Here is a 15,575-nt window from a genome sequence, read left to right on the forward strand (position 1 = left end):
TCTGTTGGAAGTCCCGATAGCTTCGCCCCGACCGCATCACAACCAGAATGGAATATCAGACCGTCTGCATCTTTATTCAGCGACGCCGGTACGCTGAGGAACCTGGTTCGGTGCCAACTCGAGTCGGATGTCGATGAAGTCTACATCGCCGGCGTATGCCTGCGTGGTGGGGCGTTGGGGGCTCATGCCAACCCGCATGTCGTCAAGCAGCGCGGCCGATGGAGCCTTTGCCCAACGCACTGCAAAACGGAAGGTGGCTCGGCGGCGCATCGTGTCGATAGCATTACCGAGTGCGCGCAATTCGACTGGCTTGTTCCTGTGGCGGAAGCCCAGGGCAACCACCATCTCTTTTACACTGAACTCTAGGCTCACGAGGGCATTGCTCAAAATGAGGACGATGTCAGAACCTTAGCCGGACGAGGAGCGTCCGTCGAGTCGAATATCGGGCGAGGTGTATGGGGAATGTATGGTTACCAGGCGTTCGGGGCGGACGCCGCCGGGATTGCACACCATTGACGTAATGTGCTTTTTTCATTCCCAACGCTCAATAATTGGCAGTGATCGCATATTCATGAATGCGAGGGAGGTCGAATATTGCCGAATGTGGCCAAGTCATTTGGCTCGGGAGAACTTGCTTCGCTCCCTACTCTCCCGGCATGGCTCACGTATCTCGCTTCCGAATCATTCGTCCGATCCTCATTTTCGCCTGCCTATTCTTCTGCGGCGTACTATGCGCCCGGCCGCCGGCTGCGGCAGCGGGCTACGTCGCGCTGCCCGCGGCTCTTTGGTGTCTGCGCGAGCTCGGCAAGACGTCCCTCTTGTACTTGCTCGGATGGTTCCTTGGCGCACTCAGTAGCGTGGCGATCGGAGTGCTCGACGTGGGCGCCGGCCGCCCGATGGCCCTTACGATTTGGCTCGCGCTCGCCCTGCTCTCGACTCTCTTCACGGCGCCGGCCTTCAGCCGCCGGGCGACGCCGGTCGAGCGTTCGGCATGGGTATTCATCCCGCTGTCGCTGCCCCCCCTGGCCCTGGTTGCCCCTTTGCCGCCTGCCGCAGCGGCTGGCTGGTGGTTCCCGTCGACTAGCGTACTGGGTGTACTGTTCACGATCTGGACCGCGGCGGCCGTGCTTGAGGCGGTCAAGCGCCCGTCGTGGCGACCGCTCTTCGTTCCGACGTTCTGCGCCGTACTATTGAACGTCTACGCTGTTCTCGTACCGGCCATGCAGTCCCGTGTAATCGCCATGAGCCTGCCGGTTGGTAAGCCACCTGTGGACTTCGACGAGTCAATCCGTGCCGCACTGTCGTACGGACCGATCGTGCGGGGGGCCGCTGCGGTGCCTATCGCGTCCGGTGCGCCGACTCCGATTGTCATGCTTCCGGAAAACGTGCTTGGCCCTGTCTCGCCGGGGCTAGTCGACGCACTCCAATTGCCGTCGGCCGTCCGGCTAATCGCGGGCGGATCGGGAGCAGTCCCGTGGGCGGAGCATCTTCAAAAAGGCGTGTGGGTTTTGCCGGATCGTGTGTTCTACCCCGCTATTCAGCCGATTCCTGTTATTGAGGACGGACTCAAGCCGCACTGGAGCGCTATCGGGCGCACGGCGAAGATAGGGGATGAACGTTATTCGCTGCTCGTGTGTTTCGAGGCAGTCACATCTCTTCCCCTTTATCATCTGCACTACCGAACACCGGTCCTGCTGCTCGGCAACGGTTGGTGGGACCGCAGCGGAATCATGGATATCGAGGTATCTCTCGCACGCGCGTGGGCCCGTCTCTTCAACGATCCAATCGCGATTGCACGCGGTTTTCCACTTTAGGGAAAGGCTCCGTAATTCCATAGGTATTTGAGCGCCGCGCTCGAGGACTTCTCACTTATCGTCACACTCATCATGAGTGACGCGATCCTTCCGCACGGCGCAGCGAAACTACAGCCCACCATCACGATGGTAAAGGCTGGGCCGTTCGTTGTTCGCCACTTGGCACCCGGCAAGCCCTTCCTGGAGTTTACGGACGGGAAATATGTCCTCGTGTACCCCAAGCACCCGGACGAGATGCCGATTCTGTCTATCGCGGATCGGCTTCGCTATCGCATCAACCAATGGCTCATTTCGCGTCGGGCAACGTGGTATGTCCCTCCGATGAAGTTCTCGTTTGCATCCTTGCCTACGGCCCACAACGGCACTTCCGCCAGGCCGGCCGCATCGCGCCCGCGCGCTGCGGCGCGAGCCAAGTACAGGGGCCGCATGCGTGCCAGCGTGGTGGCGGTCTCTATTGCCGTCGGTCGAAGTTCTCTGATCGTCTTTCTCGGATTCATGGCGCTGATGGGCGTCACTCGGTTCGTGCATGTCGACGCACAAACCGTCTTTCAATCGGTCCATTTCGGCATTCCGCACTTTCTTACGCCTTGGCGTGAAGCAAACGATCCCGTCGACAGGGCGTTGCATGGGCAACCGAACGGATACTCCGCAATTCCGTACTACCCGAGCATCACGCCACGCACCTTCTCGACACCCCCATCTGGCGACAACTCGCCTCAGGTACGAGATAAGGATCACATCGTCCGTGACGCGGCCAAGGGCTGGATTCCGCTGCCGGGCGGTGGCCCTTTCCCCATGAACATGCCAGCCTATGGTGACGACGGCCAGAAGGGACCGATCAACCTCACGATCCACCCGCCGACGTTCACCTCTCCTGACGCTTATGGCGATGGGGAGGATAGCGGCGATGCAGTGGCGCTGCTCGGAGCAACTCCCACCCCCGTGGCTGCGCCGCCTCGACCCGATTCGGGACATATCGCTCCGAAGAAGGTGCATGGGCCTCGCGTCCTAGCGGTGCACTCTGCTCGTGAGCCAGTCACGCCACGCGCGGTCAATCATCCGACGCCGCAACCCCACCTTGAACCAGTTCAGCAGCAACCGCAGCAGCAGAGCCGCGACACGGTCAACGTGCAGCTTATGCCAACTGCGACGCAGGCCGCACCGACTGTGACGCAGGCCGCACCGACTGTGACGCCGCGCCAAAGCGACGCCAGCGAACCACAGCATCAGACCACTTCGGCAGACGTCCCTGCCACGCCCAAATTCAATGTCGTCACGAAGAACGGTGACGCACTGGTCGTTATGGATCACGGCCAGATGAAACAGATTTCTGTCGGACAGACCCTGCCCGACGGTTCGACGCTGCTTACCGTCCAACAGAGCGGCGGCGGCTTCTCTACCTCCCGCGGCAACTATGTCGCCTACTGAAGACTAGGAGTATTCCATGCAGAATGCAGCACAGCACAACGAGGTTATTGACGGCGCAGCAGCTGTTTCCTATCTCGACAAGTTTCGCTCGCCGGAACCGGTTCAAGCCGAACAACAGCAGGCAATCCCTCGGTCACGTACCGCGCTGCCGAACCTGCGTACGATGTTCGATCGCCTGATCAACATCTTCGGCCGCGACAATGACGGCGTCTTCTACCTTGACCATGAAAAGCACAATATCCGTTCGACGTTCTCGGGCGACTTCGAACTGCAGGGCATGATCAAGACACGCGCGGGCGCGATCTTCAAGGGCTCGCTGCAAAGCTCGGATTCGCTGATCAAGTCAGCCGGTACGGTGGTCATCGACGTCGATGCGGATATCGCAATCGATATCGAATGTGAAACGCTGATCGTGCTAGGTAAGCACTCGGGCAAGGCCACCGTGCAGGGTACGCTCATCAACATGGGCGTGATCAAGGGCGAGTACATGTATGGCGCTCTCGAATCGTTTGGCCGCATCGAAGGCATGGTCGAGCAGATCGCGAACTGATCACCGTTCTCCGTATGCTCTTCCCGGGCCTCTTCTCGCCATGGTCGCGCCGCGCGGCGACCATGGCTGTGCTGGTCTGGTGGGCAGTCCTTTCGTGGCATCACCGTGACTTGTTTCATGAGGTTGCTGAACAGGCCGGCTTGCCCCGCGTGATTTCCGGAATCAAGTGCGCAATCACGAACGGAGCGAGTGCAGCCGCTATCTGCTCCCAGACCGATCCGCAATCCAATCAGCAGAGGCAAAAATGAGTCGCAACTGGGAAAGTGTCTACGCGAACCTCGGCGACGTGACCGATTGCCTGCGTGAAGCAGTTCGTACCCTTCGCAAGGAGGTGCAACACGCGGTGCCGGGTACAGCCCGGGGCACCCCGGCGGTTGACGTGAAGGCGAATCTGGAACAGCGCATCGCATTGATCCAGGAGGCTATTAAACTCGTCGAACAAGACCGCTCCGATTTCTACGTATCGCACACGCCCGAGGTGCGGAGCGCTTGGCCGCAACCGAACTTCCTTTTCGGTGTTCCGTCGGTCGAAGCGTGATCGACTCCCATACGATGAACATGAATGTCGGCTCCCACGTCTTCCTGCTGGGCCCGCATGGTTGCGGCAAAAGCACCATTGGACGCCATCTAGCTGCGCAGGGATACGTCCACTTGAGCATTGGCCTGATTGGCCGTCTCGCTCGCCGTGGCGCTCGCCCGGCCGACCTACCAGTGCGCGTGCTTCAGGTGATGGCACGCCATGTGCCGGGTGAAGCGCTCGATCCGCGCGCCGCTACCGAAATCCTCGACTACGCTCGCAGTCTCGATCGGGTCGTGATCGATGGCTTCCCAGCCCACGTCGAACACCTCGCCCTTCTAAACGACATCGAGCGGTGGAAGTTCGTATACGTGCTGACGCCCCGTCAGATTCGGGAACAACGGCTCAGGGCACGCGCAGAGACCACGAAGCGAGGCTGGTCTCCCGGTCTTAAATCGGTCCGCGATAGCCTTCTTCCCTCGCTATGCTGGCATTTACGATCGAACGGCCAACTCCTTCGACATTTGAACGGTTGACACGCTCGATTATGTAATTATGGGCGAAGGCACACCTCCGCAAGTCGAAGGTCTTCACGATCCCACCTACATCGAGAGCCAACTTCTGTGACGCCTTCCCTCCCCGTAGAGCAGGATATCCGCAGCAGCACTAAGCTGATCGAGACCCTTCTGGAGTATGCGATCCTGTATGCCGCCTCGTCCGCGGAGCCGCGGGATGGATCATGCTGGGAAGCCATCAGTTTCGCGCGTGACTACCTGCGGGAAATGGCGCCCAGTGCCAGCGGATCAGACAAGCAGCCACCCCACATCGATTCGCCTTGGCCTGAACTCCAGCATGAGCTTCTGACGGGCCTGTACGAAGGTCACTTTTCAGTCGACTACCAGCCAGTCTGCGAACTTGCCTCGCACGCGGTCGTGGGCGTTGAAGCACTCGCGCGGTGGGCCCATCCGAAGCGAGGCAGCATCTCGCCAGTCGTGTTCATCCCGGCCGCCGAGCGCGCCGGCTCCATCCACGCATTGGGTCGCTGGATTCTCTTGAAGGGCTGCGAGCAGATGGTCGCGTGGGATCGGGAAGGCCTGTCCATCCCATATCTGTCGGTGAACGTCTCGCCGCTCCAGCTCAATCGCGAAGCATTCCTCGCCTATCTCGACGAGGCGCTGATCATCAGCGGCCTGACTCCGTCGCGTTTGGTGCTTGAAGTGACCGAGAGCCTTAACCTCTTGCACAACAGCTACGCCGTCGAGAAGACATTTCGTGAGCTGCGTGATCGCGGCGTCCGGATCATGATCGACGACTTCGGAACGGGCTTCTCGAGCCTGACGTACCTGCAGAACCTGCCGTTCTCGGCCATCAAGATGGATAGGCAGTTCGTGTCGAAGCTACCTTCCTCCCGCACTGATCTGGAAATCATCAAGGCGATCTCCCAGCTCACTCGCCAGTTGGGTATGGACCTAATTGCGGAAGGCGTTGAGACACAGGACCAGAAGGAAGCGCTCGTCAAGCTTGGCTGCAATTTCATTCAGGGGTGGCTGATAAGCCCTGCACTGCCGGCTGCTGCCCTGAAGCGTGAGTTTGACGAGGGGCGTCTGGCCACGAAGAAGCCGCTCGTGGCGATCGCGGCTTGACGGCTGAGGCCGCCTCTCGCCGCCTAGAATCGCTCCCGCGATTTGGAAGGAATTGCGTCTCGCCTGCTTGATCCTGTACATCTCAGCATCGGCACATCGCAATGTCGACTCGAGTAACTCTCCGGGCGTCATTGCCCGCGATCGCCATTCGGTAAATGTGGCCGCACGACGCTTTGGCCGCAGCTTGCTATGAGCGGCTAAAATGGGGCGCAAGATATCTCGGCGGGGCGGCGCTGGCCGGCACTGCGTGAGGGACATCCCTCCGCGCCTTGCGGCGGGAGGGATAATTTCTTCAGGGGTTACACGAGTTCGAGCAACTGCGAAACGATCTGGTCTTTGAGGCGAGCCCCTGGACCAAACCACGCGCTGTTGAGGCGGGTCTCGTTGTTGCGCGCCTGGCGCTCGAAGTCCACGTACTGCGTGACTGCGTTCACCAGACCCCAGGCAGTGTTGCGCACACCGCTCATTTCCGATCCGCGGCCCGAACCGTTGAAGAGCTCCATGATCTTTTTGTAGCCCCGCGTTTCGGTCACGATAGTCGCGACGTTTTCAGCTTGTTGCGCTGCGAGCACGCCTGCCAGCACCATGCCAGCTTCGGTGCTACCCATCGACGTCCTCGAGAACGACTTCATTCGGGTGACGAAGGTGCTCCACGACTCGCCGGCCAGGATGCCGAGTTGGCTCTTCACCACGTCCGGATCGAACTCCGCGTCGTGACGAATACGCACTTGGCTCTCGACGTCCCGGTTCAGCGCGAAACGCAGGGTGTTGTTACACACCACACGCGTGCTCGTGTACATCGCCGTCGTCGCAATCGCACTGTCGTATGACGTCGCGAGGAGCAAGTAGCCCTTCACATTGTCACCCGGAACGATGTCTTGCTTCAGACCTGTGTTCGCGAGAACCCAGATCGTCCGGCCTTCTCGCATCGATCCGGCCGTTTCGATCTGGAAGCCGGCGCTCCGAGTCAGATCGCGGAAGAACTCGAGAACCGAGTCCGGCTGGACGACGCGGTACTTCTTCGTCACGACCGACAGGCCCTTCAGGTTGTCGCTTCGCACGAGTACGTCGTGGCCGTCGAGCTTTAGCGTGTCGCCACCCTCCTCTTCCGAGGAATTGAAGCGCACCGGCCGTCGCAAGATCGACCACTCCAGGCCGGCGGCTTGACGCCACTCCTCGATCGAAGCTCCTCGCTGGACTTGCTGGCCCAGACCGTGCCAAGGCTTGTCACCGGTCCAAGCCATTTCCGCGCGACCAAGTTCGTTGATGGTGAGTTGATGCATTGCTGTTCTCCATTGTTGCGCGGGATTGCGCCCTTGATAATGAAAAAAAGGCAGCCCATCGTTTCCGATGGCTGCCTTGTTGATTGCTTGCTGCGGTGAGTCCCGGTGGGACTCTGTGAATTACCACTCAACTTCCAAGTTCGCGATCTCGTCGAAGCGCACGAGACGCTTCGCATTTATGGGGCCGCCTCGATCCAGATGCCACAGATCGAGGTCGACCGTCATCGTTTGCTCCATGTCGTCGAGCGAATGGCCCATGACCGCACCGCGGATGGCCTCTCCGGAATGAAGCCGGACGCGGAGCAGGAATCCGCCCCCGCTCGCGTCCGCTTCCCGGATCGTTTCGACGATCCTGCTAGCTTTTGCCATGATGAAACTTCCTGGGTGAGCGCCGGACCAGAACGGAGCCGGGTGTTGCGATGGAAGGTTGCTTGAAGGGTGACGTTTCAGTGCAGCCGGACCTCGAGAGATCCGGGAGTGCACAGGGCACGCAGCAGCGGATGAAGCACCGTGCGACGTTGCTCAAGACGCGGGCCACCGATGCAGTAGTCGATCAGGTTCAGGCTACTGTCTGTGATGACAGTGCCGTAGACGAACTGCGAGTTTGACGTCTTCCGGTGAAACTGGAATACACGCGCTTCGTCGTAATCGAACTGTGGAGATTTGAGGATAGTGCGCGCGATGAAGTCAGGATATTCAAACTCGTGCTGTGTTCGAATCTCGCGAAGGTCGCGCTGTTGCAGTTGCCCGACGTCTAGGAGCTGACCGGGGGCATTGATCGGATCGGAGTACCGATGTCTCGGGGCCACAAACTTCGTGACTTGGCCCGGACCTACGACCTCTTTCACTTGAATGACTTTCAGGATTCGCTCGTAGGAGCGGTTCCCTATGTCAGGAACGGGAATTTCCATTTCGTCCTCCCTTTTTTTCACCTGATGCCGCCAGCGCGGCTGCTGAGAAAGAGGACGCCATCCGTTGGATGGATGTACGGATCATACCCCAAGAACTTGCTGGTGAAAACACACATGCTTCAAGCTGGTTGCTCGTTCCAGGCATTCGGCAAACTCTCAAATCCAGTTCGGGGGTATGCACTATCCATTCGCGAAACTACCATTTCCACGTTCATTTGCATTCCGTAGAATGGCGAGACAATTAACGTATGAAGACGGTGTGGCAATCGGGCCTGCCGTGATGAACGAGGTGGTTATGAATCCACTTATGCCCTTGGTCGCAGTTGGGTGGCTGATCCGCATCATCGGGATGTGCGTCTGGGCGGTCGCCTTCTCGCACGTCTCGCATGGTGGCCTGGTCACGCCGACGGACATCGACAAACTCATGTTCGTGACGATCGTCGTGCCGGTTCTGATCGTGCTCCCAGACTTCTACAAGGCCTGGAAGTTCTTGCTGGCCTACGCCTTGGTAGCGGCCGGCGCCATCACTGTTGTCAGACTGGCGCACACGGGATGGTCAACTGTGCTGACGGTACTGGGCATCTGGACGTTTCTACTCTTTGCACACCCGCGGATCCGCCCGGCGCTCCTAAATTTTCGGGCGCGGCTTAACGGAGGTGCGTCTCAGCCGATGAATCCGGCTCAGGCTGCCACCTCAGCGCCGCGCCAGGCCCGCCATGGTATTCAGAATCAGCCGCCGCAACCGCCTGCACCGAGTTATGACTTTTCGGACAGTATGAGCACTCCGCGCTACAAGTTCGCGGACGTGGTCGGTATGGCCGAGACGAAGGAGCGCCTGCTCGCCGCAGCGAAGGATGTGATCGCCGCGCGCGCGACACCACGCAACGGCATCCTCCTGTTCGGTGATCCAGGGAACGGGAAAACGTTGTTTGCCGAGGCGCTTGCTGGCGAACTTAACGTGCCTTTCTTCTCGATCGCTTACGGCGACATCGCTTCTATGTGGGTTAACGAGTCAGTGCAGAAGGTGAAGGCAGCATTCGCGGCGGCCCGCAAGACGGGCTTCGGTGTGTTCTTCATCGACGAGATTGACTCGTTCTTAAAGGAGCGTAGCGGCAATGGCTCGCACCACATGGACCGCGATCTGACCAACACGATGTTGACCGAGATCGTGAATCTGCGCGGCACGAAGATCGTGCTGGTCGCGGCGACGAACCACCTGGACGACCTCGACAGTGCCGGTGTTCGCGAAAAGCGCTTCGACTTCAAGGTGGAAATCCCGGCGCCGGATCAGGAGGCTCGCCAAGCCATCTTGCGTCGTGCGATCGGTGGCACTGCTGGTTACGATGTGGCCGAGCCTGCCGTGATCACGACGCTGGCAGAGCGTTGGGCGGGTTACAGCGCGGCACGTCTGACCGCTGTAGGCGAGCAGATCGGCGAAATGCGCCGTAGCGGCGAATTCGCTGGCAAACTCAGTTTCGAGATAGGCATGCGTGCGTTGCGTCTGGTTCAAGGCCGCAAGGGGAAGCTTCCGGAGACGGTGAAGAGCATCGACGAGATTCTGATGCCGGAAGAGTCGCGTAATGTCCTCAAGGACATGGCCTTCAAGATGGCGAACGTGTATTCGCTCGAAAAGATGGGTAGCCGCTTGCCGACTGGTCTGATCTTCGTTGGCCCGCCGGGTACGGGCAAGACCCAGGCCGCGATGGCGCTCGCCAAGCAAGCAGATTGGGCCTTTCTCAAGATCATCGGCTCGGAAATCGCGGCAAAGCCCGAAGCATGGGACAAACTGTATAAGACGGCGTGCGACATTCGCCCGGCAATCGTGTTCCTAGACGAAGCGGACGGAATTCTGCGCGACCGTCAGTATTCCGGCTACGGCATGCTGACCGAGAAGATCCTAACCACCATCGACGGCGCGGGTGGCCGAGTGCGCGACCTGCTGTTCATCGCCGCGACGAACTACTACGACCGGATCGACAGCGCGGCGGTGCGCGGGGGGCGCTTTGAGGAGAAGATCGTTTTCGACGTGCCTGAAATCGAGGATATGCAAGCGTATATCCGCGCCAAGCTGGATCGCCTCAGCGACTGGACGGTCGAAGCATCGGTCGAATTGCTGCTCTGCGAGCACCTCCTCGGCCACTCGATTGCTGATGCCGACGCGGTGATCCAGAAGGCGATCGACGCCGCCGCGGTTCGCCGCCTGCGCGAAAACACCACCGACATTCGGGAATCGGACGTGGGGCAGGCCGTGAAGGCTGTGCTGCGTGCTCCCGCAGGTTCGATGTGATCGTGACCGGGGTCAGGCGTCGCCCTCTCCTTGGCCTTTGCTCGCCTATTGTTTGATCTTTTCGATATGTCCATTGACCAATCCGAAGCCGTTGATCTCGACGTACTAGTGCCGCTTCTCCTCAAGCGGTTCCGCGACCGTAACAACCCGAATGCGGGATTTCCTGACAGCCAGATCCGCGCTAAGCTGCGCGACATAGGGGTTGTACTTCGTGCCGGCGATTTCGACAAGCTCGCGCTGGCTTTGCGACGGACTCCCATCGCGCCGTCCGCCGAACTGCTTGCTCAAGTGCGGGCGCAGCTCGGCGAGCGTAAGCCGACGAAGCCGAATATACGGCTCGTCGCGGACGAGCTTGGGTTGTCTCTGACATACCGCCAGCGGATCGGGGTATATCTGCATGTGGTTGACAGAAAAACGACCACGATTACGGACGAAGTGTTGGCTGACCTGCGGGCCAAGAGCGCAGGTTGGCCACTCACGCGCGCGAGCATCGGCAACTTGGCTGCGTCGCTCGGCTACAAGTTGCTGCGAAAGGACGTCGACCAGGTCACGCGTCTGCTGCGCCTCGACGCGGCACAGCAACATCCGGTCGTGATGAGCCGGCCAACGTTGGAGTTGGCCAAGGTACTGTCCAAGAAGGCCGGCGTGTCCATCGAAACGGTTTTTCTCCGTGCGTTGGTGGACAGTGCCTTAGGAATGCTGGACCACCAGCGGTTCCACTTCGACCCGCGCGGGCGGGATCCCCTGAGTGTCCAGCACGTCCGTCTTCGCATGCAGGTCATCGACCCCGCCAGCTTCCCGCGTGAGGTGGAAGTGGCCGTCTGAGAGATCAGGACCCAGGACTTTCCGCCGCGCCCAGGGCTCCAGTCATGGCGCCGACCATGCCCTCGATACTGCCGGCCGTGGCGGGCGTGACAATCCAGCGGCCGCGTACCGCTATCGCGGGAACTGCAGAAAGGTCCATCGCGCGGAATGCCTTGTCGCCAGCATCGATCCGCTCCAGCATGTCGGGGGCGTGATACGCGTCCACCAGTCGCTGAGCCTCAATGCCCTCCTCCCTTGCCCACTCGGCCAGATCATGGTCCGACGCCGGGAAGTCGGCCTTACGCGCGACGGCCTGGAAGGCGGCCTCCTGCAAGCGCGGAATCGCGCCGAGGCTGTCGAGCGCGTTGAAGAGCGCGGCCTCGCGGGCCAGCTCCGGACGGCCGCCAGTGACCGGGACGCGCTTCAGGATGACGGTCGGCCCCAGCTGCTTTGCCCATACCTCAAGCATGGGCTCGAACGCGCGGCAATGCGGGCAGCCGTAGTAGAAATAGTCCACCACGACGTTGCGCTCGGAAGCGGTCGCAGTGGCAAGAACGGACCGGGTTTGCGCGAGATCGTAGCCTGTGTCGGTGCGCTTGTAGTCACCGTTTGGGTGCATCCAGCCAGCTACGCCTACGGCTATCAGCGCTCCTACAGACGCCGAGATAGCCGGCACTTTCCAGCCTTTGGTCCAGTGGATCAAGATTGACCTCAAATGGGATTGGGATGGATTGAGTGTGCCCGAGAGCTTGGGGATTGGAAGCCCGAATGAGGGGGGAACTGAGGGGAGATTATCCGCCGCTAGGTGTTTTAATTTCCCCTGGTGGGGTGAAGTTAGGGCCGTGTTCATCCCCAATGAGACCAGACACATAGGCAGCCACTACTTCAGCCTAGTCCACGATGATCGCGGCGTCATCCCTTTCGAGGAAAGGTGCTCGGCGAGATCTTCGCGATTGGCCTCGTGATCGCCAGGTCGTTGGTACTGAATACGCGGTGGGGCGCCGCGGCCAGATCACTCAAACGTTAGTTGGGAGGGACACCGGGGACTGCGCCCCGGTGTTGCTGTGGTTGATGTTTATGCAAACACCTTGCGGTACACGCCAACGAAGCTGCGTGCCGAACGCATCGCCATCTTTGTCATCAGCGAGGCAGTCATCGTGACGAGTTCAACGTCGCCGAGGAACGATTCGCTATCCGCCTGCCGAGTCGTGCCGAAGACCTGCAGGGAAGCCCCTGGTGGAATCTCTTCGTGCCGCTCGACGAGCCGGACGTTCCATTCCGGGGTGATCCGATCAGCGGTGGAATAGTGAAGGATCTTTGCGCGATCCGTCGGCATCACTTTGACCAGCGCGGGTCGCGAGAGAGTCCGGTAGATTGAGTAGCCTCTCTCTTCCACCATGATGCGGCTCACACGAACGGTCTGGCCAAGGTATCGACGGAAATCCGCGAGGATCTTCGTTTCGAGGCCAATCGTTTGCGATGTCATGACATGCTCCAGATTCAACGTGGAGCACGCCCTGGTGGGAGTGCCCACACAGGGTTGAAAAAATGCCGGTATCGGCGGTGAAAATCTGGAGTAGTTCGCACCAGCGCCGCCATCTGGCAGCCGTCGCGTACCGCATGCCGTGGTCGCAGACCATGGAATGCGTAATGGTGGGGCGCGGCGCACACTTTCGTGTGGCCGCGCGTCCGGTTTCGCTTAATGCAGCGTGCGGTCCGCCTTCAGACGTGCGTCCGGCGCCGGATACGTACTCGCTCCCGCGAGGATTTGGTCGAGGTGAGCCTCGATTTCCTCCGACGCAGTTTCGTACGAGGACACTTCCACATCGCAAAGCACCACGCGGGTGCCGCACTCATTACGATCTTCGCAGTCAACTTTGGCCTGGCCGAACAGTTCCTCGGCCTTGAAGGACGAGTAGAACCATTCGAAGCTCCAGCCTGCTGCGGACATCCACGCGATGACGGAAACAGTAACACCGGCTTCGACATTGGCGGATGCTGCTTCGACATGTTCGATTGCTTGGGTATTCATTTCTCCAGCTCCTTTCGAATGACGGAGCAGCCCCTCGACGGAGACGTGCCCCGCGTGGGTTCATGATTAAAGAGTTGTGCCAGAGATCTGGCGGGTAAATCGGCACGCGCGATCGCAAAAGAAAGCAGACTGTGGCGTGAATACCTTCACGGCACAACCCGATGCGTACTGGAGAATTGCGGGCGCTCGAGCGAGCGATGATTTCGAAGGGGCCGGACACGGCGCACGAAAGCGCGTTTATAAAGCGGATGCCTGCAGCCAGGCGTGCACCGACTATACCGCAAATTCGCCGAGAGGAACAACAGCGCCGCCCCCCCCAAACCTTCGGGGCGGGCGGCGTTCGGTTGCGTTTAATCGTTCAACACGGGAGGCGCGTGGGGGCGCCCGTCCGTATGCGTCACGAAGATCGAGGCGGCAGTCTTGCTTTTCTCGACTTTGAGCACGAAGGTGTGCTTTCCGGCGGCGAGACGGATCGAGTCCTGCAGCGAGTCGCCACCATGCTGGCCGTGGACACCCCGCAGGCGAACGTTGTAGAGGCTGCCGTCGCGGTATTCCCGAACGGCCGGCATCTCTATGCTAGCTTCGCGGAAGTTCGTACGATAACGGCGGAATACCGCACCGATCGCGCGCTGGAGAGCCTGATCGCTGTGGTAGCGACTAAGTTTGACGAAGTCGGCGCCGAATGAAACCTGCTCGAGGCCGGCCCCGGTCGTCATCATCGCAAAGCGACTGCCCTTGTAGTCCTCCATCCCGTCGAAGTACGCACCGCGGAATCGGTCCACGATCGGATCGACCTGCGCCTCGCTCGGACCATCTTCCCAGTTGACGTCGATACACGCGCCGCCAGAGTACTTACTGCTGCGGACGCTGAATTTGATCCCAGGGAAGGCCTCCTTCAGACTTTGCCGCAGGATCTTGGCCGTTTCGGTACAGCTCAGGTCGCGTCGATTCGAGGTTGCCGGGAGGCTCGACGCGGAAGCTACGGAGAGGTTGCTGTTCATGGTTGGCTCCTATGCCGGAATGCCGGCGGTGGTGAAACAGGAGCCGTGACCGATCATTTCGATCACCTGCCGATGCGCGGAGTATGGGCAGACGTGGGGGGGGCAGACGCGTCCCGTTGGACGACGTCTGCTATGGTTCCTGATTAATTGAGGGACATACGCATGCCGCCCGCGGACTGGTTGATGCTCTCTGCGCGTGCTGCCGCGGCGTGCCCAAGGTTGCAGGCGAATACTTTCTGGTAGCCCTTCACGATCTCGATTGCTTGATCCAATCGTGCAGTAGGGGCGGCGATATCATCGGCCCAGGCGATCGAACCCTCACCATAGTGATGCCAGATCTGGTATCGACCATCCCCCATCAAGCGGACCTCGGCGACCGCGTCGTATATCGGGTGCATTTGCACCGACCAGACGAGATTGCCCGATATGAGGGAAGCGGTCAGCGCCGCCTTTTCGTTGCTTTTCATCGTTCGTCCTTTTCTACCGGCATCGGCGTTGAGAAAAGATCGAGTCGTTTCCGAGCTCACCTGAGCGAGATACTCAGGTGAGCCCTCCGTGAGGAGGGAGGCGTCCATCTGGTTGCTCAAGCGTGCGCCAAGTGGGTGGTTGAACAGCCAGAGATTGGCTACCGGCATTGAAGGAGCCGCGACGCGTTTTAGGGGCAGGCAGCCGAGTAAATAGCGAAGGCGTGCGAGGCATGGATGTGCCCTGCCGAGGACAAGATTGGGAGATTTCTTGGGCCTGAGAGTAGCCCCGCGGTGCGTTAGAGCCCTGAGGCCGCACCAGTGAAGAGATGCCGAGTGAACGGCTGGAACGGACATTATCATGGGATTTCGGGCAATGCAATCGCCTCGAATTTGCGTTTGTTGGAGCGGGCGTCAGACTCTATGCAGTTGAATTCGCTTTCACCCGAACATTCGGCCAGCGTATTGCTGACCGCGCTTTGGGTGGTAGAGTTTCGACGACTCGCTTCCCATTTCCGGAGGTCAATTGCCCATTCGATCCGCGAGATTTTCCCGCTGGCGCCAGCGAACGCGCTGCGACGCATCTGAACCGTCGTACAGTCTGCTTGTGCGAATGCTTGCCGTGATTGCATGCACGACTATTGTCGCGGCGGCGTTCATAATGTCGCTTGCAGTATTCTGGCGTGCTTCCAACACCCCGACCGTGCTCGACGCACTTTTCGCGAACTGGTCCGACGAGGTGCTGATCTTGCTGGGAGGCGGCTCTCTGCTGGCTGCAGCGTGCGCCGTCCACGCCGTCCGCAAAGTTCTCGAGTGACCTAGCCTCTACCGGAGCTTCACC

Annotated in this window: 19 protein-coding genes; 10 read left to right on the forward strand and 9 right to left on the reverse strand. The window is 60.0% G+C overall.

Translation table 11 applies throughout. The features are described from left to right. Positions 1–72 precede the first annotated feature (72 nt). Positions 73–372 (reverse strand): hypothetical protein, encoded by a 300-nt coding sequence (locus PCE31107_RS14400; RefSeq protein WP_150609284.1) that lies wholly within the window; start codon positions 370–372, stop codon positions 73–75. A gap of 284 nt (positions 373–656) precedes the next feature. Here PCE31107_RS14400 and PCE31107_RS14405 point away from each other — a divergent pair, with 284 nt between their 5' ends. From PCE31107_RS14405 to PCE31107_RS14430, 6 genes are all read left to right on the forward strand, one after another. Beyond that, on the forward strand, positions 657–1,814 hold the full coding sequence (locus PCE31107_RS14405) for a carbon-nitrogen hydrolase family protein (protein WP_150609286.1): 1,158 nt from the start codon (positions 657–659) through the stop codon (positions 1,812–1,814). A 27-nt stretch (positions 1,815–1,841) separates the two neighbouring features. Then, positions 1,842–3,242 carry a hypothetical protein gene (locus PCE31107_RS14410; protein ID WP_150609288.1) on the forward strand — a complete coding sequence of 467 codons (1,401 nt, stop codon included), beginning with the start codon at positions 1,842–1,844 and terminating at the stop codon, positions 3,240–3,242. Positions 3,243–3,258: 16 nt separating this feature from the next. Next, the gene (locus PCE31107_RS14415) at positions 3,259–3,792 is read left to right on the forward strand and encodes a polymer-forming cytoskeletal protein (RefSeq protein ID WP_150609290.1); all 534 of its coding nucleotides are present in this window, start codon (positions 3,259–3,261) and stop codon (positions 3,790–3,792) included. A gap of 244 nt (positions 3,793–4,036) precedes the next feature. Beyond that, positions 4,037–4,330 carry a hypothetical protein gene (locus PCE31107_RS14420; RefSeq protein WP_150609292.1) on the forward strand — a complete coding sequence of 98 codons (294 nt, stop codon included), beginning with the start codon at positions 4,037–4,039 and terminating at the stop codon, positions 4,328–4,330. Between the two features lie 14 nt (positions 4,331–4,344). After that, the gene (locus PCE31107_RS14425) at positions 4,345–4,845 is read left to right on the forward strand and encodes an AAA family ATPase (protein ID WP_150609294.1); all 501 of its coding nucleotides are present in this window, start codon (positions 4,345–4,347) and stop codon (positions 4,843–4,845) included. An 87-nt stretch (positions 4,846–4,932) separates the two neighbouring features. Next, the gene (locus tag PCE31107_RS14430; protein ID WP_150609296.1) at positions 4,933–5,952 is read left to right on the forward strand and encodes a putative bifunctional diguanylate cyclase/phosphodiesterase; all 1,020 of its coding nucleotides are present in this window, start codon (positions 4,933–4,935) and stop codon (positions 5,950–5,952) included. A gap of 299 nt (positions 5,953–6,251) precedes the next feature. Here the strand turns inward: PCE31107_RS14430 and PCE31107_RS14435 are convergent, their stop codons facing one another. The 3 genes from PCE31107_RS14435 to PCE31107_RS14445 all read right to left on the reverse strand — a co-directional run bounded on the left by PCE31107_RS14435 (position 6,252) and on the right by PCE31107_RS14445 (position 8,146). Continuing rightward, complete coding sequence (locus PCE31107_RS14435; RefSeq protein WP_150609298.1) at positions 6,252–7,235, reverse strand: DUF932 domain-containing protein; 984 nt, start codon at positions 7,233–7,235, stop codon at positions 6,252–6,254. 120 nt (positions 7,236–7,355) lie between these two features. Then, on the reverse strand, positions 7,356–7,604 hold the full coding sequence (locus tag PCE31107_RS14440; RefSeq protein ID WP_150609300.1) for a hypothetical protein: 249 nt from the start codon (positions 7,602–7,604) through the stop codon (positions 7,356–7,358). Positions 7,605–7,681: 77 nt separating this feature from the next. Then, positions 7,682–8,146, reverse strand: coding sequence for a hypothetical protein (locus PCE31107_RS14445; protein ID WP_150609302.1), 465 nt, complete (start codon positions 8,144–8,146; stop codon positions 7,682–7,684). 295 nt (positions 8,147–8,441) lie between these two features. Between PCE31107_RS14445 and PCE31107_RS14450 the strand changes: the two genes are divergently transcribed. Together PCE31107_RS14450 and PCE31107_RS14455 are read left to right on the forward strand one after the other, a co-directional pair. Next, positions 8,442–10,433 (forward strand): ATP-binding protein, encoded by a 1,992-nt coding sequence (locus PCE31107_RS14450; protein WP_150609304.1) that lies wholly within the window; start codon positions 8,442–8,444, stop codon positions 10,431–10,433. A 66-nt stretch (positions 10,434–10,499) separates the two neighbouring features. Continuing rightward, positions 10,500–11,258, forward strand: a complete 759-nt coding sequence (locus PCE31107_RS14455) for a hypothetical protein (protein WP_150609306.1) — start codon at positions 10,500–10,502, stop codon at positions 11,256–11,258. 4 nt (positions 11,259–11,262) lie between these two features. Here the strand turns inward: PCE31107_RS14455 and PCE31107_RS14460 are convergent, their stop codons facing one another. From PCE31107_RS14460 to PCE31107_RS14480, 5 genes are all read right to left on the reverse strand, one after another. Further along, positions 11,263–11,940: a thiol:disulfide interchange protein DsbA/DsbL gene (locus PCE31107_RS14460; protein WP_150614336.1), complete on the reverse strand. Its 678-nt coding sequence runs from the start codon at positions 11,938–11,940 to the stop codon at positions 11,263–11,265. Positions 11,941–12,312: 372 nt separating this feature from the next. After that, positions 12,313–12,723, reverse strand: a complete 411-nt coding sequence (locus PCE31107_RS14465; protein ID WP_150609310.1) for a hypothetical protein — start codon at positions 12,721–12,723, stop codon at positions 12,313–12,315. 213 nt (positions 12,724–12,936) lie between these two features. Next, positions 12,937–13,269 carry a hypothetical protein gene (locus PCE31107_RS14470; protein ID WP_150609312.1) on the reverse strand — a complete coding sequence of 111 codons (333 nt, stop codon included), beginning with the start codon at positions 13,267–13,269 and terminating at the stop codon, positions 12,937–12,939. A gap of 350 nt (positions 13,270–13,619) precedes the next feature. Continuing rightward, complete coding sequence (locus PCE31107_RS14475; RefSeq protein WP_174966672.1) at positions 13,620–14,270, reverse strand: LPD29 domain-containing protein; 651 nt, start codon at positions 14,268–14,270, stop codon at positions 13,620–13,622. A gap of 143 nt (positions 14,271–14,413) precedes the next feature. Further along, on the reverse strand, positions 14,414–14,737 hold the full coding sequence (locus PCE31107_RS14480) for a hypothetical protein (protein ID WP_150609314.1): 324 nt from the start codon (positions 14,735–14,737) through the stop codon (positions 14,414–14,416). Between the two features lie 333 nt (positions 14,738–15,070). Between PCE31107_RS14480 and PCE31107_RS14485 the strand changes: the two genes are divergently transcribed. Continuing rightward, positions 15,071–15,322, forward strand: coding sequence for a hypothetical protein (locus PCE31107_RS14485; RefSeq protein ID WP_150609316.1), 252 nt, complete (start codon positions 15,071–15,073; stop codon positions 15,320–15,322). Between the two features lie 73 nt (positions 15,323–15,395). Beyond that, positions 15,396–15,551 carry a hypothetical protein gene (locus PCE31107_RS23395; protein WP_174966673.1) on the forward strand — a complete coding sequence of 52 codons (156 nt, stop codon included), beginning with the start codon at positions 15,396–15,398 and terminating at the stop codon, positions 15,549–15,551. The last annotated feature ends 24 nt before the right edge of the window (positions 15,552–15,575 follow it).

Origin of the sequence: Pandoraea cepalis, assembly GCF_902459625.1 — a bacterium.
Classification (GTDB): domain Bacteria; phylum Pseudomonadota; class Gammaproteobacteria; order Burkholderiales; family Burkholderiaceae; genus Pandoraea; species Pandoraea cepalis.